Source organism: Dehalococcoidia bacterium (genome assembly GCA_022449765.1).
GTDB lineage: Bacteria > Chloroflexota > Dehalococcoidia > Lucifugimonadales > Australimonadaceae > UBA2963.
In genome coordinates, this window is the sequence record JAKUPZ010000004.1 from 40,321 (window position 1) to 66,153 (window position 25,833).

23 protein-coding genes and 1 other RNA gene are annotated in these 25,833 nt (G+C 43.5%); 9 read left to right on the top strand and 15 right to left on the bottom strand.

Going from position 1 to position 25,833, the window contains the following annotated elements; all coding sequences use genetic code 11:
* Nucleotides 1–10 precede the first annotated feature (10 nt).
* Genes MK127_02765 through MK127_02775 form a run of 3 tightly spaced genes read left to right on the top strand, consistent with a single transcriptional unit; the run spans nucleotide 11 to nucleotide 4,482 of the window.
* Nucleotides 11–2,932, top strand: coding sequence for a methylmalonyl-CoA mutase family protein (locus MK127_02765; GenBank protein MCH2531720.1), 2,922 nt, complete (start codon nucleotides 11–13; stop codon nucleotides 2,930–2,932).
* A 9-nt stretch (nucleotides 2,933–2,941) separates the two neighbouring features.
* Nucleotides 2,942–3,634, top strand: coding sequence for a class II aldolase/adducin family protein (locus MK127_02770; protein MCH2531721.1), 693 nt, complete (start codon nucleotides 2,942–2,944; stop codon nucleotides 3,632–3,634).
* Nucleotides 3,631–4,482, top strand: coding sequence for an ABC transporter substrate-binding protein (locus MK127_02775; protein ID MCH2531722.1), 852 nt, complete (start codon nucleotides 3,631–3,633; stop codon nucleotides 4,480–4,482). The genes MK127_02770 and MK127_02775 overlap by 4 nt, the downstream gene beginning before the upstream one ends.
* On the opposite strand, the gene MK127_02780 is transcribed toward MK127_02775, so the two are convergent.
* Nucleotides 4,479–5,570, bottom strand: a complete 1,092-nt coding sequence (locus MK127_02780) for a zinc-binding dehydrogenase (protein MCH2531723.1) — start codon at nucleotides 5,568–5,570, stop codon at nucleotides 4,479–4,481. The genes MK127_02775 and MK127_02780 overlap by 4 nt on opposite strands.
* Nucleotides 5,571–5,671: 101 nt before the next feature.
* Here MK127_02780 and MK127_02785 point away from each other — a divergent pair, with 101 nt between their 5' ends.
* Genes MK127_02785 through MK127_02795 form a run of 3 tightly spaced genes read left to right on the top strand, consistent with a single transcriptional unit; the run spans nucleotide 5,672 to nucleotide 9,457 of the window.
* Nucleotides 5,672–6,754: an amidohydrolase gene (locus MK127_02785; GenBank protein MCH2531724.1), complete on the top strand. Its 1,083-nt coding sequence runs from the start codon at nucleotides 5,672–5,674 to the stop codon at nucleotides 6,752–6,754.
* 11 nt (nucleotides 6,755–6,765) lie between these two features.
* Nucleotides 6,766–8,667, top strand: coding sequence for an acetate--CoA ligase (locus MK127_02790; protein MCH2531725.1), 1,902 nt, complete (start codon nucleotides 6,766–6,768; stop codon nucleotides 8,665–8,667).
* Nucleotides 8,668–8,677: 10 nt separating this feature from the next.
* On the top strand, nucleotides 8,678–9,457 hold the full coding sequence (locus MK127_02795; GenBank protein MCH2531726.1) for a glucose 1-dehydrogenase: 780 nt from the start codon (nucleotides 8,678–8,680) through the stop codon (nucleotides 9,455–9,457).
* A 3-nt stretch (nucleotides 9,458–9,460) separates the two neighbouring features.
* Here the strand turns inward: MK127_02795 and MK127_02800 are convergent, their stop codons facing one another.
* Genes MK127_02800 through MK127_02825 form a run of 6 tightly spaced genes read right to left on the bottom strand, consistent with a single transcriptional unit; the run spans nucleotide 9,461 to nucleotide 15,217 of the window.
* Entirely contained in the window at nucleotides 9,461–10,375 is a 915-nt protein-coding gene (locus MK127_02800) for an ABC transporter substrate-binding protein (GenBank protein MCH2531727.1), read from the bottom strand.
* Entirely contained in the window at nucleotides 10,375–10,962 is a 588-nt protein-coding gene (locus MK127_02805; GenBank protein MCH2531728.1) for a hypothetical protein, read from the bottom strand. Before MK127_02805 ends, MK127_02800 begins: the two co-directional genes overlap by 1 nt.
* A gap of 6 nt (nucleotides 10,963–10,968) precedes the next feature.
* Nucleotides 10,969–11,937, bottom strand: coding sequence for a 4,5-dihydroxyphthalate decarboxylase (locus MK127_02810; GenBank protein MCH2531729.1), 969 nt, complete (start codon nucleotides 11,935–11,937; stop codon nucleotides 10,969–10,971).
* Nucleotides 11,937–13,001 carry a hypothetical protein gene (locus MK127_02815; protein ID MCH2531730.1) on the bottom strand — a complete coding sequence of 355 codons (1,065 nt, stop codon included), beginning with the start codon at nucleotides 12,999–13,001 and terminating at the stop codon, nucleotides 11,937–11,939. Before MK127_02815 ends, MK127_02810 begins: the two co-directional genes overlap by 1 nt.
* 6 nt (nucleotides 13,002–13,007) lie before the next feature.
* Complete coding sequence (locus MK127_02820) at nucleotides 13,008–14,099, bottom strand: amidohydrolase (GenBank protein ID MCH2531731.1); 1,092 nt, start codon at nucleotides 14,097–14,099, stop codon at nucleotides 13,008–13,010.
* Nucleotides 14,100–14,110: 11 nt separating this feature from the next.
* On the bottom strand, nucleotides 14,111–15,217 hold the full coding sequence (locus MK127_02825; protein ID MCH2531732.1) for an amidohydrolase: 1,107 nt from the start codon (nucleotides 15,215–15,217) through the stop codon (nucleotides 14,111–14,113).
* A 187-nt stretch (nucleotides 15,218–15,404) separates the two neighbouring features.
* On the opposite strand from MK127_02825, the gene MK127_02830 reads away from it, so the two are divergent.
* Nucleotides 15,405–16,640: a cupin gene (locus MK127_02830; protein ID MCH2531733.1), complete on the top strand. Its 1,236-nt coding sequence runs from the start codon at nucleotides 15,405–15,407 to the stop codon at nucleotides 16,638–16,640.
* Between the two features lie 50 nt (nucleotides 16,641–16,690).
* Here MK127_02830 and MK127_02835 read toward each other — a convergent pair whose 3' ends face one another.
* The 4 genes from MK127_02835 to MK127_02850 are packed head-to-tail and all read right to left on the bottom strand — an operon-like array spanning nucleotide 16,691 to nucleotide 20,109.
* The gene (locus MK127_02835; GenBank protein MCH2531734.1) at nucleotides 16,691–17,803 is read right to left on the bottom strand and encodes an ornithine cyclodeaminase family protein; all 1,113 of its coding nucleotides are present in this window, start codon (nucleotides 17,801–17,803) and stop codon (nucleotides 16,691–16,693) included.
* Between the two features lie 11 nt (nucleotides 17,804–17,814).
* Complete coding sequence (locus tag MK127_02840) at nucleotides 17,815–19,023, bottom strand: Gfo/Idh/MocA family oxidoreductase (GenBank protein ID MCH2531735.1); 1,209 nt, start codon at nucleotides 19,021–19,023, stop codon at nucleotides 17,815–17,817.
* Nucleotides 19,024–19,045: 22 nt separating this feature from the next.
* Entirely contained in the window at nucleotides 19,046–19,543 is a 498-nt protein-coding gene (locus MK127_02845; protein MCH2531736.1) for a VOC family protein, read from the bottom strand.
* 29 nt (nucleotides 19,544–19,572) lie between these two features.
* Nucleotides 19,573–20,109, bottom strand: coding sequence for a hypothetical protein (locus tag MK127_02850; protein MCH2531737.1), 537 nt, complete (start codon nucleotides 20,107–20,109; stop codon nucleotides 19,573–19,575).
* 89 nt (nucleotides 20,110–20,198) lie between these two features.
* On the opposite strand from MK127_02850, the gene MK127_02855 reads away from it, so the two are divergent.
* A complete protein-coding gene (locus MK127_02855) occupies nucleotides 20,199–21,719 on the top strand; it encodes an FAD-dependent oxidoreductase (GenBank protein ID MCH2531738.1) in 1,521 nt (506 codons plus the stop codon).
* A 14-nt stretch (nucleotides 21,720–21,733) separates the two neighbouring features.
* Nucleotides 21,734–23,257: an FAD-dependent oxidoreductase gene (locus MK127_02860; protein MCH2531739.1), complete on the top strand. Its 1,524-nt coding sequence runs from the start codon at nucleotides 21,734–21,736 to the stop codon at nucleotides 23,255–23,257.
* 26 nt (nucleotides 23,258–23,283) lie between these two features.
* On the opposite strand, the gene MK127_02865 is transcribed toward MK127_02860, so the two are convergent.
* The 4 genes from MK127_02865 to MK127_02880 all read right to left on the bottom strand — a co-directional run bounded on the left by MK127_02865 (nucleotide 23,284) and on the right by MK127_02880 (nucleotide 25,773).
* Nucleotides 23,284–23,505, bottom strand: a complete 222-nt coding sequence (locus tag MK127_02865) for a hypothetical protein (GenBank protein MCH2531740.1) — start codon at nucleotides 23,503–23,505, stop codon at nucleotides 23,284–23,286.
* A 46-nt stretch (nucleotides 23,506–23,551) separates the two neighbouring features.
* Nucleotides 23,552–23,902: a transfer-messenger RNA gene (ssrA, locus tag MK127_02870) on the bottom strand.
* Between the two features lie 53 nt (nucleotides 23,903–23,955).
* Nucleotides 23,956–24,465: an SsrA-binding protein SmpB gene (gene smpB, locus MK127_02875; protein MCH2531741.1), complete on the bottom strand. Its 510-nt coding sequence runs from the start codon at nucleotides 24,463–24,465 to the stop codon at nucleotides 23,956–23,958.
* Complete coding sequence (locus MK127_02880; GenBank protein MCH2531742.1) at nucleotides 24,466–25,773, bottom strand: S41 family peptidase; 1,308 nt, start codon at nucleotides 25,771–25,773, stop codon at nucleotides 24,466–24,468. It lies immediately after the preceding gene.
* Nucleotides 25,774–25,833: the final 60 nt, after the last annotated feature.

A 25,833-nucleotide genomic window follows, 5' to 3' on the forward strand; every position in this document is an offset into this window, starting at 1 on the left:
TAATCATGGCATGAATAGACCTCTCCGTTTCATTATAGCTACACCCATATGCGATGGGCACGATGTTGCTGCTGCTGCAATTACCAGGATTCTTCGGTTGGAGGGAGCACAAGCCGTTTATATTGGCTTCAACAAAACTCCTTATCAAATAGCAAAAGCTGCTTCTGAAGAAGACGCTACAGCTATCGCCATCAGCACTTATAACGGCGGTCATGTGGCTTTCTTGAAAGAACTTGTTCAAGAGCTCAAAAGACAAGGAATCAACGATATTCCTATTTTTGTGGGGGGAGGAGGCACTATCCTTGAAAAAGAAATTGAGCCTCTCAAGAAAATTGGTATTACTAAGGTCTATCGCCCTCCATTAGATTTGACAGATGCAATTCGAGACATGATCTCCATTGCTTCCACTCATTCCTATAAGGAACCATCACCCAATGGATCACCATCTCGAATACTGGCACAAACCCTTACATTAATTGAAGCCGAGGAATTGAGTACCACTTACCCAAAGAATGCGTCCATACCTCCGTTGGTATGGGGTATTGGTGGTAGAGGCGGTGCGGGCAAGAGTACACTTATCGACGAGCTTATTTTAAGGTTCCTAATTTCTACTGAGGGATCCATCGCAATATTAACTGCGGACCCTACTCTCGGCGATCGATTGAGAATGATTCACTGCTATAATCCAAGGGTGTTTATGCGGTCCGTTTCAGTACGACCTGGGGAAAGCACTAGTGGAAAACTAGCACCGCTGATCACCAAAATACGAGAAAATGGATACCAATTAATACTCGTCGAATCTGTGGGTCTTGGTCAAAACGAGTTAGGCGTTGCACCTATTGTAGATTCTTCTATCTTTTGTATGACGCCAGAGTACGGAACTGATATCCAGCTTGAAAAAGAAGCTCTCCTATCTTCAAGTGAAATCGTAGTGATGAATAAAAGGGATTACCCTCAATCCGAAGCCCGTGCAAGGCGCGTACAGCAGTTCATTACGTCGGGTCAAAAATTCTTCTTAACTGAAGCAAAGCACTTTGGTGATCCAGGAGTAAATGAGCTTTTTACAGAAATCGCGCAACGGTCGGAATTAGGTTCTAATCCTATAGAATTACCTGCATCTCAATTCGTCGAGCAAATTCCATTTAACCGTCGTTCCTACTTGGGTTCAATCGTTGATACTCATCGCAAGTACTATGAAGATTATGAAAATCTTGGTCAATCTGAGCTTGATGGAATTCAAGCGCAATTCGATCAAATTTGGGACAAATATGGATTTAATGGAGATTTGTCTGGCTGCAGAATTGAGAATGGTATTGCATATAGAGAAGTCGACAATGGTGAGATCCCAGTCGCCAGAAAGACTACTACTGGCATATGGGTGCCCGTAATTGGAATACCTCATAAGAATTCGAGTCTCAATGAAATTGTTCGATATGTAAGTCGGCAAAATGTTCCAGGTTCTTTCCCTTACACAGAAGGAGCTTATCAATTCAGAAGAAAAGATGAAGACCCTATAAGAATGTTTGCAGGTTTAGGGTTACCTGAAACGACGAATCAAAGATTCCATTTACTCGCAAAAGGGCATGGTTCTCCACGCCTCTCTACCGCATTTGATTCTTTGACTCTATACGGCCTCGATTCTGATGAACCCGGAGCCGCTGCAAAAGTTGGAGAAGGTGGAGTCGCTGTCGATACTATAGACGATATGCTCCGCCTCTACGACGGGTTTGACCTAGAGAGCACTTCTGTATCTCTCACAATGAATGGACCAGCGCCGACGATAATGGCTATGTACCTCGCTGCGGCAAAGCGCCGTGGTTTTGATTGGTCAAAATTAAGAGGGACTATTCAAACAGATATATTTAAAGAGCTACAAGCCCAAAATGAAGCTCAATTCCCTCTTGAACCGTCCTTACGCCTTATTGGCGACATGGTGGAATTCATGATGCCTAATGTACCTTCGTGGTATCCAATTTCGATATCGGGCTACCATATAGGTGAAGCTGGTGCAAATCCAATTCAAGAATTGGCATTCACTCTAGCTAATGGATTAACTTACATTGAGGTATTTAAATCTAGAGGATTGTCAGTCGAAGAGTTTACCAAGAAGTTCTCATTCTTCTTTACCTCTGGTTCAGAGCTAGAATTCAATGTTCTTGGCAGGGTGGCCAGGCGTATTTGGGCTGTAGCTCTCAAAAAATATTATGGAGTTGAAGGAAATGGGGCTGCTCTAAAATTTCACAGCCAAACATCGGGGCGTTCATTACAAGATACCGAACCTCTTCACAATCTGACTCGAGTCGCACTGCAAGCTGAACATGCACTTCACAACAACACTAATTCATTGCACACAAATTCTTACAAAGAAACTTACACCACACCTGAAGAAGATGATGCTTTACTGGCAATGGGAAGCCAGCAGATACCTTTGGTTGAAAGTGGCGATTTTGGTTATATTGAAAATCTGAATCAAGGATCCTATGGACTATCATATTTGGAAGATGCGGTTGAGAGCGCGGTTCATCAAATTTTCACTGAAATAAATATGCAGGGCGGAGTAATACCCGCTATCGAAAATGAATATTTCCGAACCGCTATTCAAGAAGAAGTCCAAAGAGAGCGCAAAGCGATGCGAGAGGGAGAGCGCAAAATCATTGGCGTGAATTACCTTTCCAACTCATCCTCACTGAGACCGCGTGGGCAGCTTGTTAATATTCCAATGAAACAAAAACGACATCAAATAAAACGTACCAAAAATTTCAAAGCCGACAATCAAACTAATGCAGCGGTTTCATTGAGAAATTTACAAAAAGTTGCTATGTCGGACGGTAATGTATTTGAGTCACTTTTAGGTGCGGTTGAATACGCAACCGTTGGTCAAATCACCAATGCACTTTCTGAAGTGTGGGGTAAATTCCGCCCAAGTATGTAGAAAGGTTTTATGTCTAACTTAAATGAACTACGTAATCAAATAGTAAAAGCATCTTTAGGCTTAGTAAATTCGGGCATTTTAACGAAAAGTAATCATGGGAACATGTCAGTTAGAGTCCCAGGCACCGACACTTTCTTGCTCACTTCGGTTAGCAATTTATCCCAAATTTCGGAAGAGCAAATTGGCCTATTCGATTTTAATAATCAATTAATTGATGGTTCTGTCGCGCCGACTAGCGCGGAGATAATTCCAATGCATGGCATTATCTATCAATCTCGCCCCTCTACAGGCAGTGTCTTGCATACACACTCACGCTTTGCGACTGCTTTCGCAGTAGCTAGTAAAGTTATTCCAGTAGCTTATGAGGCCATGGTTCGTTTTGGGTTTGATAGCAGTATCCCAGTCGCGCAGTATGGGCCCAGGGGCTCGCAAGAATCGATTGACAGTATCTCCACAATTCTTGATGACCCGATGGTTACTAAAGGTCTCCTTCTTGCAAATCATGGTGTCTTAACATTTGGAAAGACAATTAATGACGCGGTCTCAGCCAATAACGTAATGGAGGAATCTGCAGAGATAATATTTTATGCAGAGTCACTTGGCGGAGCAAAAGAAATCGATTTTGAGTTAAGGAAAGCTGCCCAGCTGCGAATGCAAGAATTTGCAGCCCCAAGTATACAAAAAGGAGAGACTTCTTCTTGAATACAGTAAAAATTGGAATCATAAACCGCACGATTAATATGCTAGATTTTCTTCTAGGAGACCAAATCAAAATTTATGAATCCCACGGAATCAAAGCTGAGTTTGACCTTGTAGCGGGAAATGAGAGTATTGAATTACTTCTAGACGAGAAGCTAGATTTTGTGGTTTCAATTGGAGCTGCAACCCGGGCAATCATGACGAAAAATTCCCCTGTTAGGGTAGCTTTATTGGTACACCAAAATGCTCCTCACTGGTTTATGGCCCGCTCGGATATAAAATCTGTCAAAAATTTGCGTGGGAAAAAAATTCAAGCAGCGCAACCCGGAAGTGAGCCAGACGTAATGGTCAGAAAATATATTAGTGAAAACGGGCTAAACCCAGAAGTAGATGTTGAGTTAGTCTATGAAAGAGCCCATCAGGGCTGGAAAAAAAATGGACCAGCCCCAATAGAGGATGCGGTTATAGCCCGTACCTTAGAACAAGAAGTTTTAGAGGAAATGGGATATCACACTTTAGTGGAATTGTGCGAGCAGTACCCAAATACTTTGATTCATGGCCTAGTTACTACAGAGAAAATATTGAAGGAAAAATTCAGTACAGTAGAGGCAATGATCGCCTCTCACAAAATGATAAGTGAATGGATTGATGAAGGCCGTGAAGAAGTTCTTGAATTCGTTGAATCTACTTTTAATGTTTCAGAAGAGCGCGCTCGCCGTGCACTTTCTTCAATGAAAGGAAAATTTGTAGCACGAATGGAGCCATCTGATTTCGGTTCCGTAATCGAATCATCAGCTAAGGCCTTAGGCTCTGTGCCTATCCCAGTTAACCGTCTGATAGCACAGATTTAACTAAGAGAGTGATTCACTACTGGAACCATGGCGGATAGATCAACATGAGATTGCAACGCCTCATTTACGCTTGCTAATGGATATTGATGCGTAATCATTTTTTCAATAGGTACGTCAATACGTGATTGCATAAGCCTCATTGAGCGAATTATATTTTCAACTTTAGACCCAACCACTCCAGCTACAATAAGATCCTTTGATGCAATTGCAGATGGATCCATTTCTACACTTAATGGCAATATCAGCCCAATAACTAGGTATTTACCCCCGTAACGAACCATTTGCAAGCCCTCATGTACCGAGGTTTTAGCTCCTGAAGCTTCAATTACCATATCTGGACCACGCCCAGTAATTTTTTTTATTTTCTCTATCCTTGAGTCAGGAGTTGGGTAATCTGCCAAATCAATGGTCTCGTCCGCGCCAAGTTCTTTAGCCAAATCTAGTCGATGTGAAGGACTACCAATCATAATTACATGGGCAGCACCTCTAATTCTAGACTGGATAAGTGCGCCCATTCCGATGGGGCCAGATCCTTGTATTACGACTGTGTCTCCTGGGTCAGGTCCGTTGATTTTTCTTAGACCACTCATCGTTGTGTGATTACCTATGACTGACATCAACGCGCGCTCTGTCGTCATTTCATCAGGTACCCTGATCACGGCAGGATTTGGATCCAAAAGCAAATATTGCCCGAAACCGCCTCTAAGCATAGTGCCCGATGAAGGATCCACATGTGAGTTTCCATAGTGGATATTATTTGTGCATCTCAACCCCATAAGACAATTGAAGCAATGACCGCATGGAGCTGAATGGAAAAGGATTCGATCTCCTTCGTGAAGCTTCTCTCCCAAAATATCTGTTACTACATCGGATCCCATTGCTGCTACTTCGCCTATATTTTCGTGACCCCAAATAATTGGGTTAGGGGCTTTCGGGTTGTACCAGTTATGCGCATCTGTCCCGCAGACCGCCGCCATATTCATTTTGACTAAAATATTCTGTGATCCCACTTCTGGAAGTGAGAATTCTTGAATTTCTAAAGGCAACTCTGCGCCCACAAAAACCGCAGCTAAGCATTTTTCAGTCATTGAATACTCCTTTACGAAAAGTGAGTCTAGACAGATCCATCATGGTCGTCAAACGTTGCGGTAAACACTTTACGCGCATAACATCCGGTTTGGAGGACAATATGGAATTCAAAGACATAGATCTCGTAGATTCTGATGGGCATATAATCGAATCCATTGCAGAGCTTGCTGAATTTGGTGACGCATCCGTGAAAAATGTTGCTCTCGACAGGAAATCGATCAGGGCGACTGTATGGCCATCTCTTGATGGAGTACATGTCCACAACAACACACGACTCGAAGCCAATAATAAAAAAAACAGGCAACACGCCAGTGAAGCCCGCCCCGGTTCGGCTGAAGATTGGCAAGGGCTACTAAACAAAAGCGGAATGAACCACACTGTTCTATACCCATCGCTGGGGCTTTCGCATGGGGTTATTCGAGATATTGAGTACGTAACGTCCCTCTCAAGAGCCTTCAACGATTATGTTGCAGAAAAATATGCCAAGGTTGACTCAAGGCTCCATCCGGTGGCACTAATTCCTATGCAAGAACCTGAAGCAGGAGCAGCTGAGCTGCGAAGAGCAGTGAAAGAATTAGGACTTATCGGGAGTATGATTCCCGCAGCCGGGCTTCCTATGAAATCCGACTTGGGCCACCCTCTGCATTGGCCCATATATAAGGCAGCTGAAGAGTTAGATTGTGTTTTAGCGTTCCACGGTGCTTCGAATTCTGGACTTGGTCTCGACACCTTTATGGTTCCTGGATCTTCCCAAACCTTGCATCATCCTCTCGCGCTCATAATTGCTTGCACCTCAATGATCTACAATGGTGTATTCGAGCAATTCCCTAACCTAAGAGTAGCGTTCTTGGAGGGCGGGTGCGCCTGGCTCGTTCTGTTACTTGATCGTATGGAACGAAACCAAGAAGCATTCGGTGTTTTCCATGATTGGCCAATACTTCGTTATCTTCAAGAAGGTCGCATAATGATAGGCTGCGAAGGTAATGACCCAAGCTTGCCTTATCTAGTAGAGCGCGTCGGGGCAATCCCTTTTGCCTATTCATCAGACTACCCACATGAAGTTGATTACCCAAGTGCCATGCATGAAGTTGAGGAAACATTACAAAGTAACTTGCTAGATGATGAGGCCAAGCGTGCAATTCTTGGTGACAATGCACGGCGTTTTTATAAATTGCCTAAGTAGAAAGGATAAAGATGGAAGTAATCAATCCTGTAATAAAAAATAAATTAAAAGAAGGAACCGAGAACCCTGAATCTTTCTGGGATCAAGCTGCTAGAGAATTGCCTTGGCTCAAGACTTGGGATCAAGTATTCGAGTACGACTACCCAACGTTCAATTGGTTTATAGGCGCAAAAACAAATCTTTCCTATATGTGCATTGATCACCATATTAATCAAGGACGGGGTGGTCACACGGCTTTTATTTACGCAAATGAACTAGGCCAGAGAGAGCAAATCACTTATGCCCAATTAAAGCGTGCCGTTGAAAAAGCTGCAGCTGCGCTTAGAGGCCTTGGTATTGGCAAAGGCGATAGGCTTACTATATACATGCCAAATACTCTTGAGACAGTGATACTCATGCTGGCTACAGTTCGGATTGGAGCTATTCATTCGGTAGTTTTTGCAGGTTTTGGTGCACCAGCTCTTGCTGATCGAATTAAAGCAAGCGGGTCAAAAGCCGTATTCAGTGCAGATATTGCTTACCGCAAGGGATCTGAAGTACAACTAAAAAGCATTGTCGACGATGCAATTGACTTGGGATGCGATTCCGTTGAACGCCAAGTAGTACTTAAACGGCATGCAGAAACACCCATGCGTGAAGGTATAGATATCTCGTGGCAAGACTTTCTCCTTCTAGGGGAGGGGCATAGCGGTAATTACGAACCAATGGAAGCCAACGATCCTGCGTATATCCTCGCTACTTCAGGAACGACTGCAACTCCTAAATTAGCAGTACATACACACGGAGGCTACCCTGTAGGAGTTTATAGCCAAGGCAAATGGTGCTTCGGGCTAAATCATGATGATATCTGGTGGGCAACGTCGGATTTGGGATGGGCCGTTGGGCATAGTTACATAGTTTATGGCCCGCTATTATTCGGTGCTACATCCATTGTATATGAGGGGGCATTGGATCACCCGGGGCCAGATGTTTTCTGGAAGTTATCAGAGGAATTCAGCCTCACGGGAATCTTTACATCCCCAACTGCAGTCCGATTATTAATGAAATTTGGTGAAGAGCCTGCAAAAGGTTTCGATATATCTGCGTTAAAGAGAATTGTCTGTGCTGGGGAAGTATTAAATCCTCCCGCATGGGAATGGCTGCAAAAAAGAGTACTCGAGGATCGCATACCTGTTATTGATAACTGGTGGCAAACTGAAACTGGGGCACCAGTTATCGGAAATCCTTACGGTATAAGTATGCTCCCTCAAAAGCCAGGATCAGCCGGCATTCCACTCCCGGGAATGGACCTTGCGGTAATGACACCAGAAGGGCAATTATGTGAGCCTGGAGAGAAAGGGATTCTTGTTTTAAAGCACCCGTTCCCTAATTTGACTCCTACTCTTTGGGGCGAACCAGCCAGGTACGGGACTGACTATTGGGAGCGAATTCATGGAGTGTATTTTACTGGAGACTTGGCCGAATTAGATGAAGATGGTTACGTCTGGTTTTCCGGGCGCGCCGACGAAGTCATTAAAATAGCAGCGCATAGGATAGGGACTATCGAAGTAGAATCAGCTTTCCTGAGGCACGATGACGTTGCCGAAGCAGGAGTAACTGGGCGTCCTGATGATCTACGTGGTGAGGTCATATCCAGCTTTATCGTACTCAAAGAAGGGCGCAAAGCCAGTGACAACCTTCGAAAAGCCCTTATTGAAACGGTAAGAACAGAATTAGGGCCTTTTGCTGTCATAGGAGAGGTGAATTTTGTCAAAATGCTCCCAAAAACTAGGTCTGGGAAAATAATGCGTCGAGTACTAAAAGCTGTAACGTTAAATACAGATCCAGGCGACATCACAACAATTGAAGATGAAGGCAGTGTCGATGAAGCTCGATTAGCTTGGCAGGAAATAAAAGGCGAGATTGAGCGCTGAGGAGGATGGAATGCTGGAAGGCAAAGTAGCTGTAGTCACTGGAAGCGGGCCCAACATCGGAGGAGAAATTGCGCGGACCTTAGCACAGCATGGAGCTAAAGTCGTCTGCGTAGATTTTCTAGATGATCGAGCTGCAGTAGCTGCGGCCTCTATTAAGGAAGCTGGAGGGGAAGCTATTAGCATTAGTGCAGATATCTCTACACCCGTAGGAGTAGGCGACGTCTTCCTCGCTGCCGATAAAGCATTCGGCAGAGTAGATATTCTAGTAAATAATGCTGCAGTAAATAATGAGGCAGGAATCCTAGACGTGGAATATGAAAAATGGAAATGGGTACAATCCGTAATTATGGACGGTACTATGCTCTGCAGTCAGCAAGCAGCACGAAGAATGGTTGATCAAGGCGAAGGAGGTGCAATAGTGAACACAGCCTCGACCACAGGGCATCGGGGTAAAGCAGGATTTATTAGTTACTCAGCGTCAAAGGGTGCCGTTTTGCAAATGACTCGGACCATGGCTGTCCAGCTTGCGCCTTATGGTATTAGGGTCAACTCAATCACACCTACTCAGACAGGCGACTCACGTGGTACAACCCCTGGGGGATCAACTGCTCCGAGAGCTGCAAAACCTAAAAATATACCACTGGGAAGGTGGGGCGATCCTTCAGACCAAGCTCAAGCAGTACTTTACCTAGCCTCTCCAATGTCTGCATACGTAACTGGTGAAAACATTAATGTAGATGGCGGATTATTGGCTCTATTCCCATCGGAGCGAGATCCCGGGCAAACTTAAAATTTAGACAAAAAGATCTTCTAGAGCCCAATTCTTATGAATCGAACCCGTCCTATATAAAGAATCTACGAGTTCTTGGACTGAAGAACCGTGAATATCTAAGCCTTGATTCCTTGGGAATAGTCCTAATTTTCTGAGTATTCCTACTTCAAGTCCCTGGTGAATAGCCTCATCAGGCTCTTCAGTCATATATATCTCAGTTGCGCTATCCATGGCACGACAAACAGCTTCAGCTAATCCGGGATTCAATTGGTGAGATTCTTCCTTTATCACTATCAGTGTATTTATAGGAAATCTATTCTTTTTTGCATTGTATTGCTTGATCAAAGGGTAAGGGTCTTCCACCAAAAATTTTACTGAGTCATCAAGAGTCGCATTGCCCCCTGCTACAACTAAGGCATCAATTTTCCCTTCAATTAGCTTCTGCTCTAAATCAATGGTTTTTTCGCGAAGGAACGCAGGTGGCTTTAAATAGGAAACCCCTGCTAGGGAATCATTTTCACCTTCGACCCAAGTTATTTTTTCCAAGTTTACGTCATACTCAGAAGCAAGTACTGACCTTAGCCAGACTGCAGGATTTGAAGAAAAGCCTAAAGGAACTCCTATTCTTTTACCTTCGAGGTCTTTAGGTGTCTCGATACCAGATTTTTTATTTACCGTTACACCTGTCAAAGGGAAAAAAAGATTAGGGAAAATGGGAAGCCCAAATAGCTTTACTCCACTATCTTTTGCAATGATGAAATTCCCTAGTGTCAATTCGCCCACATCATACGGGCGGGTCGTAACCATTGCAGGGAAAATCGGGGCAGGTGCGGGGCCAGCGTCAATTATTTCTACATCAAAATTTTCAACCTGAACTTTACCACTAATTAAGTGTCTAGTTTCTAATCGGTTACCTACTGCTACTGTAATCGCCATTATTTCCTCGTAGTTCGCGCATCATGAGCAGAAAAAGATCTACTACGTCCACTTTTAACGTCATACCGATGTCGAATAATATTAGTTAAATCCATGCTTGTAATCCGCACATAGATGGTCTCAGTTTCGCTTGAGCCCTGTGTACTGTGTATTTCGCCGGGTAGGAAATAGTGGGCATTACCAGGAAGCTGTTCAATTGTTTGAGTAGTTTGCAAGGAAGGCATTTCACTACGGTCATCTGAGTAGCGGTAAGCGTAGCGGGTCTGTGTATTTGAGCCTTGCTGTACTCCATATACCACAAAGCAGGCTCCATGGTCATGAGGCGACGGCACAGTCTTTTTTGCTGCTGGTTGCCGATATGCAAGTATCATGAATCCTGCATCAGGATGGCCTAATTCTTCGTCCTTATATATTTCATACGTCCCGTTTTCCTCACCGAACTTGTCGCTATTAAGTGGCCAGCCTGCATCAAAGCCTTTCTCAACAATCTGCGCAATCAAGTGAGCTTGCTCGCGAGGATCTAAAGAGTTTTGAAATACCGACCGAATTTCTTCAATTAGTTGTTCTTCAGTGTACGTTATGCTCATGAACCTTTAGCTTTTCAAAGTCGTTTCAAAAAATAAATCATCAACACTCATTTTATTAGGGATCAGGCCTTGTTCGTATTCATATGAAATAAATCGCTCTAAGTTCGGCCGATTAGCCTCAACTCCAATAGCCCAAGGATCCCCTCCAAACACATTACGCTCCTCTTCTAGGTAATGACGACCCCATGTCAATCTACTCCAATTTGGATCATCCATGTACCTAGTCCATATTTTCTGAGCATTTTGGAATCCTTCCATTACGCTTAACGCAATCCAAGGATGTCTATCTAATACTTCCGTTTTAAGCGCAATTATATGCATAATTGGATAAAACCCGTTTCGCTTGTAATAATTGATTTCTTCTTTTCGGGGGTCCGAAAATAATCGTCCAACTTCCTGCGCTTGCTCTAAATATGGCTTGGGCGGCCTAGGTGATAAGTACGCAGATACTTCCCCTTGTACCAATTCTTCGCCTAATGTTTTACCTCTCTCCATCCGTTCCACTGTCACATTAGCGGGGGGCTCAAAATCGACCGGTTCATCAGCAGTAGTCACCCAATGAACCTGATCTAACGGCACTCCGTATTCGGTTGCAAGATCACCTTTTGCGAGTACTGATAATGTAGTTTGAAAAGAACGTAGTGCAACTTTTTTCCCGATCAAATCTTTTGGTTCTTTGATTCCAAGCTGCGTATTGATATACATCTGAGACTGACTGAATAATCTACGAGGGAATATGGGGATTGCAGTAAGGGAAACTCCTCGAGCTTTAGCCATAACATATGATCCTAGGGACAATTCGCAAATATCAAATTCTTGATTTGCGAGCATTCTTTCATGCCTCCTACCGCCGATACCTTCTTGCCCAATAATGAGTAAGTTGAGATCAATACCTTTCATTCCCGCAGTTCCTTCAATCCATGGTATGTGGCGCTCGTAATGATCGAGAGCCATGCTTAAGCTAAGGTTACTCATTAAAGATTTTCTCCGTATTCTTTTGCCATTAGTTTTATATCTGGCTCTTCAAGCAAACATGCAGTGCCGTCTTCCCAGAAAGGGACTCCATCAAGTGCAATTGATTGATTTGAAATGTAGGCTGATAAAGAGGACGGAATCCTGCCTATATGGAAATGCATAACATCAGAATTGCTCTGCTGGCCAGGTTTTTTTTCGGCCTTCGGATGGAACCCTCCATGAAATGAGTCAATTTGGTACGAATTCTCAAAACCATATTGATCTACATTTCGATTTAGCAATGATTGAAGTTGTTTTTTAGTCCATATCGTATTACCAGAAGGATCGTCGCGTTGGTTAGATCTAGTGCTTTCTTCATCCCAATCTATTCGCTGTAGCCGATTGTCCATAACTGATAAAAACATCGGGCTTTGGAAGGCATTCCTATCAGCCATTCCAGGATGGTCAAAGGCAATTACTCCCGCTGCATCGGCGCTTCCTACTGGTGCATATACTTCTCCGGGAAACACACGCTCAGTTCTACTAAGTTCAGCATCTTGAACAAAAAACGCGTCAGCAACTTCGCTTGCAGAAGCAACGCGACCAGCAATATCTGTGCCTTGCGGAGTTGTTATTCTATAAGTTTGTGCAGTTTGCGTAATTTCTTCTATCTTCCCTGCCAATGCCATAACAAGGCGCCAATCAAAAAGTGAATGCGCTGTTGCAATTGCTTCAGGAGTGCGAATTCGATTGTTTACGCGTGTCAAAGATGCATGATTATTATCTGTTAAATAATTAAGTAGTAATACTCGATTGAAAGCACCATTAAGTATTAATTTGTCGGCTGCTAAAATTTCAGAAAACTCCCTAGATTGTAGTTGCTTTTCTGAATTAATAGGCTCTGTCCATAAGGAGATTGGCTTTCCTCCTGCATTTGTAATTGCTTCTTCAATTAAATCAATGAGCGAGGAATCCATAGTCCCTCGCTCATTGATTAATAGAACATTTTCGCCTTTTTGGACTGAAACACAGTGATTAACGAGATTGGAAACTCCGTTTAAAATCCTTGTCGTTTCATCTGCCATAATTCCCTAACCTAGTCGATAGAAACGCTCGGCGTTTCTATACAAAATCGCGGCCTTATCAGAAGAAGTAAGGTCAGGATTATCTCGAAGCTCACTAATTTCTTCTTTGCATGTTTGATGATTCACTTCATGCGGAAAGTCAGAAGAAAATAAAAATGGTTTATTCCCTGCTACTTTTACAGCAAAAGGAAGCGTCAGTTCATCACCTTCCACTCCTACAAAAATCCTGTCTTCGTCTACATTCCGTAAAATGTAATCGGTAACAGATTCGCCTTTATTCATTTGCAGAAATCGGCGCTCAGGGTCATATTGAATATGGCTGTCCCATGAACGCTGAAACCTTTCTAGGCAACCAACAAACCATGCTGCACCTGCCTCAAGGAAACCAAATCTGGCATTCGGATACTTATCCAATACTCCATTGAAGACAATACCGGCAAAGTTCACCATTTGCCCGAAGGGATGACCCAATGCGTTTACCGCAGCATACGGGCTCATATCATCAAGACCCATGTGGTCATGAACGCCGCCATGAATTCCTATTGCGCAACCTAACCTGTCAGCCTCTTCGTAGATAGGCCAGTATTTGGGGTCACCAAGATGGTTTTGCAATTGCAATGCACCGGTACCTGGCAACATGGCTCCAGTGAAACCCAATTCTTCAACGATCCTTCTAAGTTCAATGACAGCCTCTGCAGGTTCTTGCAATGGAATAAGCCCCGCAGCTTGGAACCTTGAATCTTTACTTACGTATTCATCGTAGACCCAATTGTTGTACGCACGTGCAAGTTCTATGGCCCAATCCCGACTTACAACCCTACCAAAAGCCAGTCCATTCGATGTGTAAAGAACAGTTTTATCAACTCCGACATCTTGTAAAAAATCGACCCATCCTTCTCTACCAACCTGGGCAAATGCTCCTTCAGGTAAGAAATGCTTATTGGCTGCATGTAAATGGTCGTTTGGAGGAAAAGGACCTCTGGTCGTTACAAAACTTCTGTCTTTGTATTCATCAGGCATTCGATCCCAAATAGCCTGATGGTCTTCAACCAAATGACCATCCCCATCAATAACTCTTTCAATATTCTCGGTAGTCATCATTTAGCTCCTTAATTCGTTGCTAGCTGGTAAAACCGCCCAGCGTTGCGATACATAATGGCTTCTTTATCTTCAGCTGAAAGCTCTGTGTTTTCACGTAATTCATTTATTTCTGCCTTGCAAGTATCTGCGTCTACTTCATGGGGATAATCAGAAGAAAATAAATAAGGTTTGTTGCCAGTGATCCTAACTGTTTCTGGAAGTGCTAGCTCATCACCTTCAACGCCAATAAATATCCTGTCTTCGTCTATATGCCTACAGATATAGTCAGAAACCTGTTCGCCTTTGCGAATATTTAAAAATCTACCTCGAGGATCATATTGAATATGGGACGCCCATGAACCATTAAAGCGCTCCATGCAAGTAAGAAGCCAAGCTGCGCCTGCTTCCATAAAGCCAATTTTTACACCTGGGTATTTATCAAATACTCCGTTAAAAATGATCCCTGCGAACGCCACCATTTGGCTCATTGGATGCCCAAGAGCATTAATGGGTGCATATGGGCTCATATCGTCCATCAATAAGCCTTCGTGCGCGCCCCCATGAATACCTAATGCGCAGCCTAATTTTTCTGCTTCTTCATAGAGAGGCCAGAATTTACTGTCTCCTAAGTGGGGTTGCTGTGCTCCTGTAGAAGGAAGCATTGCTCCCACGAAGCCAAGATCTTTGACCATACGTCGAAGTTCTTCTACTGCTGCTGCAGGCTCTTGTAGAGGGAGTAAGCCCATAGCTTGAAACCTATCACCTCTGGATACATACGTGTCGTATACCCAATTGTTATATGCCCGTGCAAGTTCAGTGGCCCAGTCCCTGCTGACAATTTTTCCAAATCCTAAACCGCCAGTTGTGTATAAAACGGTAGAATCAACTCCGACTTCATCCAGAAATTCTATCCAGCCATCAGGGCCGACATTAGCAAACGCCCCTGGCGGCGTAATATGACGGTTAGCTGAGTGCAAATGATCTATAGGAGGAAACGGATTGCGAGCACCTCTATCGCCAAAGCTTTTCCCTTTGTACTCTTCCGGCATGTAAGCAACAATGGCATCGATATCCTCCATAATATGCCCATCACCGTCAATTATTCTCTCTAAGTCTATAGACTGCTTCGTAGTCATTTAGCCCCCCCTATGTGTACTAATTTATGTACTCTTTTTGGTTGTGTGGAGCAATGTCGTTGTCCACATCATCCGTTATAATGCGATTGTATGTCGCTGCTGAAGTGCTCGCAACATTTTCAGCAATTGACCCAAGTAAGAATCATCTTCTAGACTCTGATCAAAGAAATAGCCCATAGGAGGGCAAATGGTAACGAGAAATGCTGATTTAGCAAACTGGCAAGAGCCAGAAGGTATGAATAAAGCAGGTTTTGGCTTTTGGAAAACGCCAAAATCTCCTTATGATTTATTTATGGAAGCCCAAGGATTTGAAATACATCGTGATATCGGAGTTAGAAGAATCCAAGATTTACCTCTCAAGCCGGTGAAAAGGCTTGGAGGGAATGGCGTAGCTATACAGTTACTGGGTACTGAGCATCTATGGGGAATGTATGTTATAGAAGTTCCTGCAGGAGGCGCTCTTCATCCTGAGAAGCATATGTATGACAAGATTGTATACGTTGCAGAGGGTAGGGGTTCAACAGAAGTTTGGCACGAAAGTAGCACTAAAAAGCAAACATTTGAATGGAGCGCAGGCTCTCTTTTTGGCATTCCTTTGAATGCTACTCACCGTATAGTGAACGCTACTTCCAGTCCAGCATTACTACTATGTGGTACCACTGCACCTAACATAGTAAATCTTATTCGAGATCCTGAGTTCATATTCAATAATCCTTATGAATTCAAAAATTTATTTGATGCAGAAGATGACTACTTCAAACCTGTAGATGATGTTTTCGCTGACCCTGTCAGAGGTCTTGCGATGCGCAGAACTAACGTAATACCTGATATCGTCAATTGTCATTTACCTCGTGATAACAGAAGGTCATTCAGTTATCGACGTGTAGAGCCTCATATGGCTGGCGCAAACATGTATATGAAAATTGGGCAGTATGAAACTGGTCAGTATTCAAAAGCACACAAACATTCTTCAGGTGCGATACTTGTATGCATTAAAGGAAAAGGTTATAGCGTGACATGGCCTAGTCAGCTTGGTGAGCACCCATTCGAAAGTGGACATGGTGACGAAGTTAGAAGGCAAGACTACGAACCTGTAGGTATGATTAGTGCAGCACCGATGACAGGCGACTGGTTTCATCAGCACTTTGGGACATCACCAGGAGGAATCCGTTTCCTTATTTTTGATGGGCCTTACGGACCTGGAATAAAGCCAGGAAAAGCCCCGGGCTCTGATGCCAGAGATGGTGGAGCGCAAGATACTCGAGATGGAGGTAATGCCATTGCCTTCCCAGACCAAGATCCTGCTATCAGAACAGAGTTTGAAAGAATGATTGGCCTAGAAGGATTGGAAAGCACTATGCCTGAATGGGCCTACACTGATTACGCACCCCCTCCAGGCGCTGCGGACGTTGGTGGCTTCTAGAATGAATAATAAGAAGGGGCGCTTGTGCGCCCCTTCTTATTATTATCGTATTAATCTCGTATATCTTGTAGAAACCACTCAGTAGGTAATTCTCGTCCGAGTCCTTGCTGCCGAGCTTTTTCGTATACCATTCCACCAACAGCAGCAAATTGTAATCCCTGATTTCCACTGTTGAGGTACAGAGTTATATCTTCAGGTGAAGTTCTTTGAATATTTCCACTAGCTAGATCATTGAAGGTAGGGGTGCTATCGTCACCACCTGCTCCCACTCGTGAACCAGCATGGCGTTGAGGTAATCGTTTTTTTTCTTCTTCAGTACCCCCAATATAATCCCCGTTGTTGTAACCTTCTCCCATATGTCTTGGGTCTTCATTACGAGGGCGGGAATGAGCAACGCCTTGCTTTACGATAATGTCCGCGCGCGAAAAAACTTCTTCATCTAATTCGCCTCTAACATCAGTAACATGCTGCCCTGACTGCAGCCATGCGCCCTTTAACGCAGGTTCCATAGCGTTTGTGCAAGCCGCCACAATATCAACTCCCTCTACTGCAGCTTCGGGGGTATCGACAGCTCTTACTTCTAGCTCTAATTTCGCAGACATCTCTTCAGCGTAAAGCTCACGGTTCGCCTCCGTTGGACTGAATACTTTCACCTGCCTTATATCCCGTACTGCGGCAAAAGCCTCAAGGTAAGTACGTGCCATACCACCTGATCCCAACATTCCAACTGTTTGAGAATCTGGTCGGGAAAGGTACCTCACTCCCAATCCAGCTCCACCGCCAACACGCATATGCTGCAAAATGCCGTCGTTAATTATCGCCAATGGCTCTCCATTTTTTGTACTAAATAAGAATATCAAACCACAATATAATCCAGGCTCTACAGAGTATTTATCTTCTTTCCAGTATCCATGTTCATCGGTAGGCCAAAAGAGGATGTCTGATTTCATTCGGATTGCAAAGACACCAAGTTCTTTACTTGCCCCTTCCATTGTGCCCCATCGGTAATAACCGTCTGTTCGTTCCGCAGGCATGTACAAATCAATCCTCGGCCTATGAACTGAGTCCCCAGTTGGTAATCCGCGAAATGCTCTATCCTGAGCATCTATACAATCAATCATAGGTAAAAGTTTTTCTACTTCAGCATTATTAATAAGTAACATTCTCTACTCCTTTAATCTACCGTGGCAGTTTGGTGTTCTAGGAAAATTTCTTTACGTTGAATACCTGAGTTTTCTACTGCCAGTAATAATTCTAATGTCGCATTACCCCAAGAACCATCTGCAGGTAGAGGTCTGTCTGTCGTTATTGCGTCATAGAAAGTATTTATCCTGCCATCTCTACCGTCTTCGTACGTAATCAGAGGTATTTCAACTCTTTCTTTATCTCCATACACTACTAGACCTTCAGGAGTCATTCTCACGTCACCATGGTCAAAACTGGCAACAAATGGGCCGCCCAAAATCCAGCCCGCTGATGAAGGACCGGGTTCTTCAAACATATCGCCTGAGCGATCAAGTCCATACCGTTCTGCTCGTGCAGCCAATTCTTCCCAATCGGCTCCATTTGATGATGCAAGCTCCTTACGTGCAGCTGCATGCTTTTCTGGGTTTGGGAAAATACCTTCTTTGCCAACACCATGAACCAATTCACGTGAGTCCCAATGGTCGTAACCACTATAAACAGCTGTCGCAAAAACTCCGTTCTCAAAATCCACATATGCTGCGTGCGCACCGGGTACCCGCCTTTCAGGGTCCCAAGTCGCTGCCGTACCTCGCACGCTACGAACTAATCCGCCCCCAATGGTTCTGATTATGTCGAATTGGTGCGGTCCCTGCCTCCAGAGAATACCTCCGCCAGGACCAGGCGTTAATTCTTCACCAGAGCGAGGTCTGTATAACCAATCTTGGTATCTCCAGTGATTGATCATTCGCAATTGGCCTAATTCTCCAGTGCAAACCATTTCTCGAATTCTAAGAATTCTTGGTTCAAAGCTATGCTTTACGTTCACTCCTAAAAGTACTCCGTGCTTTTCGGCAGAAGCTACTAGGGATAGTCCTTCTTCAACATCTACTGTCATTGGCTTCTCAATAAGAACATGCTTTCCAAATGACATCGCAAGCTCACAATGAGTTGTATGCAGGTGATTTGGCGTGGCAATATACACTAAATTAATGCCGGGCTGGCTACATAATTTTTCAGCATCGGTAGTTACCATTGCGTTTGGAAAATCTTCTTGAAAACGACTTAATATCTCAGGGTCTAAGTCTGCAGCGCCTCGTATTTCGAATTTCGGATTTATTGCAAATCTTGGGATCATAGCAACTGCAGCACCGCCCAAGCCAATGATTCCTACGCCAATTACTGTCTGATCAATTGTCACTCTATTCTCCAGTTATACAGGTTTATTTATTGTTTTTCGAAGTTACGTCTTGGATTTGTTTAAGAATCTGGGCATCATTTTGTTTGATGTCCAATGCGACTCGGAATGGTTGAGGCCATGACACTGGATTCCCGGTCGCATCTTTAAGGCTATAGTAAATTTCAAGTCTATTTAATTCAGGGTCACGAAAATAAATACTTGCGGTGTTTCCGTGAGTAACAATTGAATCAATTGTTACTTCATCCGCAATAAATCTTTCATGAAACTGCCTCACTTCCTCTAAGCTATCAACATGGAATGAAATTTGCTGGATAATTTTCGCTTCTGCATCAGTATTTCGCCCTGCAGTTAAGAAAAGCTCGTGGTGTTCTAACTCTGGATTAGACGACAAAAAGACCATCTGCCTTTCATTACTATAATCAGTAACAGTCATTCCAAGTGTATTTTCATAAAAATCACGCATTACTCCGATATCATTACAAAACAACCCGACGTGTCCTAGTGAAGTTACTTTTGGCATAGCTACTCCTTACACTTTTTCAGTTACTTTTAGTCCAAACTAGCCATTACATCTCTAGAGTCGAATCCCCCCTCCAAAATCCCAAATATCAAATCCCATTGGCCTTGTCGGTAAGTGAGGCAAGGCACTTGATGATTTCCGTCGGGACTTTTCCAGACGGTTCCAGGAAATACTAACGAAAATCTTTGGAATTCATCAGACAATTGATCTTGATGTTCTAAAGCGTATTCAGCTTGCCATTGGCCTAATAGTCCGTTCATTTCTAAAATCAGATTAACCATAGGGTCGCCAATAATATCTTCTGTCCCTTCTGCAAATGCATTAATCTGGAGTTCCTGAACAGAGAAATTAGTTGGCTCAAGCACATCTTTTATTAGTTCCCAACCGTCATTAGTTTTGTCGTTCTTCAAGGTTCCTGGAATTGTGGGATTCGACAATTCGTTAAGGATTTTTTTTAATCCTTCCGGGTTCTCTATCCATTTTTTTGCAGTGTCCTCATCCAGGTTCTCTGGAATTGACATGATCAATGAAGAAACAAAATTTGAGTACCAACCAGGGAAAGACATTCTATGCTCCAATAAATTACTTATTTTTAATCAACAAGAGTATGCTTCAGCAAGATGAGAAATGCACGCTATTTATTGAGGTGTGAGTAATGACTGAAAATAATTATTACGACGTAATTGTAATTGGTGGAGGATCAGCAGGATGCGTTGCAGCAACGAGGCTCTCTGAGGATCCATCAAGAAAAGTTTTACTTTTAGAGGCTGGCCCAGACCCTGACCCAATCCCTCATATTATCGCAGACGGTACCTCAAGTAATCGCCCCATACTTGAATCACCTTTTGTCATTATGTACCCAACCGAAAGAAAAATTGATGGAAGTGAATATTACCCAATTAGCGGCCGGGTACTTGGTGGAGGCTCGTCAGTGAATATGATGGGGGTAGTGAGGCCGACTCAGCATGATTTAGAAAAATGGGAGTCTCTAGGAAACCCTGGTTGGTCATATGAAGACTGTTTACCTTTCCTTAAACGAATAGAAAGTGATCAAGATTACCCAAACGCCCCGCACCATGGGAACAAGGGCCCATTGACAGTAAAGCGCCGTCTTTCATTTGACAATCCACTTGATGCGCCGCAAGAAGCATTCAAGCAGCGAGCTTTAAACCTAGGATACCCATTGCTACCTGATCGAAACGTCCCCAATCCTTTTGGGATTTCAATGGGTGCATCCAATGTCAAAGATGGAATCCGGCAATCCACTGCCGTAGCATATTTGAACCCTGCTCGAGAAAGACAAAACTTAACAATCATTGCAGATGCTCCAGTCTTATCCTTAGATTTGGTTAATAACCAAATCCGATCCGTTAAATACAAGCATGGATCTCAAATCAAAGAAGCATCTGCTGATACTTATGTCCTTAGTTCGGGTGTATACCACAGCCCTCAAATACTTATGCTTTCGGGTATAGGCTCAAAGGAAGACCTTGAACCATTGGGCATAAATATTGTCCACGAATTACCTGGGGTAGGGCATAACTACCAAGATCACGCGGCAGTTAACATGGTCTTTGAAAGCACTGAAGGGTTTGCTGCTGACTGGGTTGTATCAGGTTTACAACTTATCTATAAGAGTGATCCTCAATTACCCAATGGGGATTTCCATCTGTATATGCGGGCACCTATGGTAATTGAAGGCTTGAAACCTCTTATGCCTTTTGCTGCTAATTTAATTGAGCAAAAATCGAGAGGTCATGTATACATCACCAGCACTGACCCTGATCAATTACCTATCATAGACGATGGGCTCTTGCAGCATCCCGATGATACAAAAGCCATGCAAAGGGCTATGGAATTTATACAAAATTTCGTGGATGACGATACTATGCGTCCATATTTTGGAAGATTAACGCAACCTGGGCCCAGTGACGATTGGATTGAATACGCCCAATCAACTTATGATTGCTACCATCATGGAGTTGGGACCTGCATGATGGGACCGTCTTCAAATAACATGTCTGTAGTAAATAATCGACTAAAAATGCATGGAATTGAAAATTTATACGTAGCAGATGCATCCATAATGCCTACGGTAACCCATGCAAATACCAATATTACTTCAATAATGATTGGTGAAAGAGTTTCAGATTTCATTAACGAAGATTCTGCATAATTTAAGGAGTATTCATGGAAAATAATCAATTTTACGATGTCATAATTATTGGAGGAGGTTCTGCAGGTTGTGTTGCTGCTACACGCCTATCAGAAGATCCTCGTCGTAACGTCTTATTGCTTGAAGCTGGACCTGATCCGCAGCCTATCCCTGAAATGATCGCAGATGGAAAAGGGAATAACCGACCAATTCTTGAATCTGAGTATGTCGTAATGTACCCCACAAAGCGAAAGATTGACGGGAGCGAATATTTTCCTCTAAGTGGACGCGTGCTTGGAGGTGGCTCGTCAGTGAACATGATGGGCGTCTCTAGGCCTACACAGTATGACTTAGATCGATGGGAATCTTTAGGAAACCAGGGGTGGTCCTATGAGGACTGCCTGCCGGTTCTGAAAAGAATTGAAACTGATGAGGATTTTGGTCATTTACCGTATCACGGCAATCAAGGACCTCTAACGGTACAGAGAAAATTATCATTTGATGATGGTGAGCTAGCTCCACCAATGCAAGCATTTGTGGACCGGGCAACTAACTTAGGTTTCCCTATAATGCCTGATAGCAATGTGCCGACCAGGTTCGGACTTTCTCCTTCAGCATCTAATGTTAAGGATGGTAAGCGTCAATCTACCGCAGTAGCTTACATAGGGCTGGCAAGAGACCGAGCGAATTTGACAATTATTGATAATGCGCCGGTTGTAGGCATAAAAACTGATGGCTCGCGCGTGACGGAAGTACAATACGAACAGGGAAATGAAATTCATACAGCGGGCGCAGACACTTTTATTTTAAGTGCAGGAACATACCATAGTCCTCAAATATTAATGCTTTCAGGCTTTGGCCCAATATCTGAGCTTGAAAAGCATGGAATTAAAGTCGTCCACAACCTAGAAGGAATTGGCTCCAATTATCAAGATCATGCGGCAGTAAATATGACTTTTGAAGGGGCAGGGGAGTTTTCTCCCGACTGGGTCGTTGCAGGGTTTCAATTAGTTTATAAAACACACCCAGACCTACCTGTAGGGAATTTCCATATCTATATGAGAGCTCCTATTGGCGTAGAAGGACTTAAGCCAATGATGCCGGTCGCTATGAACCTTGTGGAACAAAAATCTAGAGGACGTATTTCCTTAAACTCTACTAACCCCCATGAACTTCCAATAGTAGATGATGGAATGTTGCAGCATCCAGACGATATCGCAGACATGCTAAACGTAATGGAATTCATACGAAACTTCATGGATGATTCAGTTATGAAACCATATTACGGCAAATTAATGCTTCCATCTGAAGACGAAGATTGGACAGAATACGCCCAGTCAACTTATGACAGCCATCATCATGGTTCTGGTACTTGTATGATGGGATTAGCTTCTAATCCCATGGCAGTAGTAGATAACCGGTTACGCATGCATGGTATGGATAACCTATTCGTAGCAGACGCATCCATATTTCCGACTGTCCCGCACAGTGCTACAAACGTCTCAGCCATTATGGTTGGCGAAAGAGTTTCAGATTTTGTTAAAGAGGCTGGCCATTAGAGTAACGTTACCAGCCCTCTGAAAGATTAATCTATATCAAAGTCTTCAGCGCTTTTTCCTCGCTTCGGACTATTATTAAAGCCAACATTTTCTTCAAAAGGCTTAAATTCTCTCGAGGCTTGGCAATATTTACAAATACCAGCCATCGACGCACTGGGCATACCCAGAACCCAATGGTGAGCATTTGTGGGTGAGTTCGGGCACAAAACATCGCGCTTAGAATTACTCTCTGAAATCTTCGTTGTCACTTGCATTTCTCCGTATCTGCAACCCAAGGATTACCTAAGTTGGTTTTGGTGGAGATGGGGGAGGGTCGAACTCCCCGTCCAAGAGACGTTTAGTACAGATATACTACAGGTTTATCCGGTGTTTATATGGTACATCAGGCGAACCCACCGGCGGGTTGCCTAAATACCTGCCGCCAAATCTTAAGTGGTTCACAGCGGCAACAGAACCACTGCACCTCGGCTATATATCGCCTTCATAGACCGTCGAGGTTAGTCCACGAGACGTAGTTGCGTTATTTACGCAGCTAGAGCGACTTGTTCGTCGGCATTTAATGTTTTGCCGCGTGATTTACGAGTGTGCGACAAACTCGACCTGCAATCCTTCCAAACTAATCCCCTGTCGAAACCACGCATCCCCTTAATATATTTATATATATTGTACTACGTACGAAAAATCAGAGATTTTCTACCTTAGTACGTACGATGCCGGATTGATCGAGCAATTTCTCTATCTGTCTCACGTTGCATAATTACCCGTCTTTTATCGTATCGATGGCGACCTTTGGCAAGTGCAATTTCTACTTTCGCATGGTGCCCTTTGATATAAAGGCGAATTGGTATAATAGTTAGTCCTTTTTCACCAGCTGACTGACCAAACTTGCGAATTTGATCAGAGTGAAGCAAAAGCTTTCTCGAGCGGGTAGGTTCATGCCCCCATGGACCAGAAGACTGCCATTGCGCGATATGAAGGTTATGCAACCAAATTTCGCCATTTCGAATATTTGCGAAAGAATCTCTAATATTCACCCGACCAGCACGGATAGCTTTAATTTCCGTACCGGTTAAAGCTATCCCAGCTTCTAAATGATCCAAAATATCATAATCAAATCTAGCCCTGCGATTATCGGCAATTGTTAAGATGCGAGGCTTGTCGTTCAAACCAGTATTTTTCTGAGGTGTTTTCTTTTTCTTAGAAGCCATCTACGACCTCAACATCCTATCCATCTCAATTACTGCCGTATCAAGAAACAAGTCCGTTAGCTTCTGCTGTTCGATATCAGGTTGGTAATTACAAAGCTGATTTAGTGATTTTTCTAAATTAGGATAGTCTTCCATTTTTACTGAATATTCTGCATGAATTGCACATAAATCAGTAACATGAGTACCTATTTCGCTCAATGTTTTCGGATTCAAAGGGCGCCCTAGAACAATATCAGGCTCAAGCCCATCGCCTTCAATTTGTCGGCCTTTAGGAGTAAACCATCTAGCCATAGTGATATAAAGTCCTGCCCCTGAGTCTAAAACTTCTAAAGTGTTTACTGAACCTTTCCCAAAGGTTCTTGTTCCTACAATCTTAGCTCTTCCATTATCTTGTAACGCTCCAACTACTACTTCAGAGCCCGAAGCGCTGAAATTATTAACTATGGCTACTAACGGAATATCAAAGGCTATTCCTTCACCTGTTACATTCATTACGGTTTCAGCACCACTAGATTCTACCCAGCGTAATACTTCGCCAGTTGATATAAATTCGGAAGCAACAGCAACCGCCGCAGTAACAAGGCCGCCTCCATTATTACGCAGGTCAATTATCAAGCCTTTTGCACCAGCGTTCGTTAAATCTTGAATAGCAGTTCTGAAATTTTCGGCAGTTGTAGCATCAAATCTAGATAGTTGAATATATCCAATGTCATCACTCTGCATGCGTGCAAGCACTGAACTAATAGAAATAGTCTGGCGCAGAATTTGTATGTTAAATGGTACGGGGGTACCAACTCGAGAAATAGTCAAACGAACAATCGTACCTTGAGGACCTCTCACTTGAGTAACCACCTCATCCAAAGTTTTACCCTTAACCAAATCTCCATCTACTGCCAGTAGCTTATCTCCGGGTTTAATTCCCGCCTCCTGAGCTGGGGAGCCAGGAAGAGGGCCTAAAATAACAATTTCCCCACCACGTTCAGTGACGCTTGCACCGATCCCTTCGAAGTCAGAGGCCATGCCTTCCAGTGCGCTATTGAAATGCTCTACACGGGTCTGCGACATGTAGGTAGTGTAGGGATCATCAACAAAATCGATGACTCCTTGTATCGCAGCGCGGTTCAGGTCGTCTGAATTGAGAAGGTCTTGGTCAATAAAGCTGGACTGTAAGCGCTCAATAACAGCGTCAAGTTCATCAGTTTTAATTGATGAGCCTTGCGAGCATGCACTTAGAACGATATGCAAAAAGCAAAAGGTACATACAAATGCAATTTTAAGAATTCTAGACTGCCATAATAAGGTTGGCATAAACACTCCGTAGGTTAGTAGCAAAAAATACTACATAATCAATTATATCGGAGGTGAATC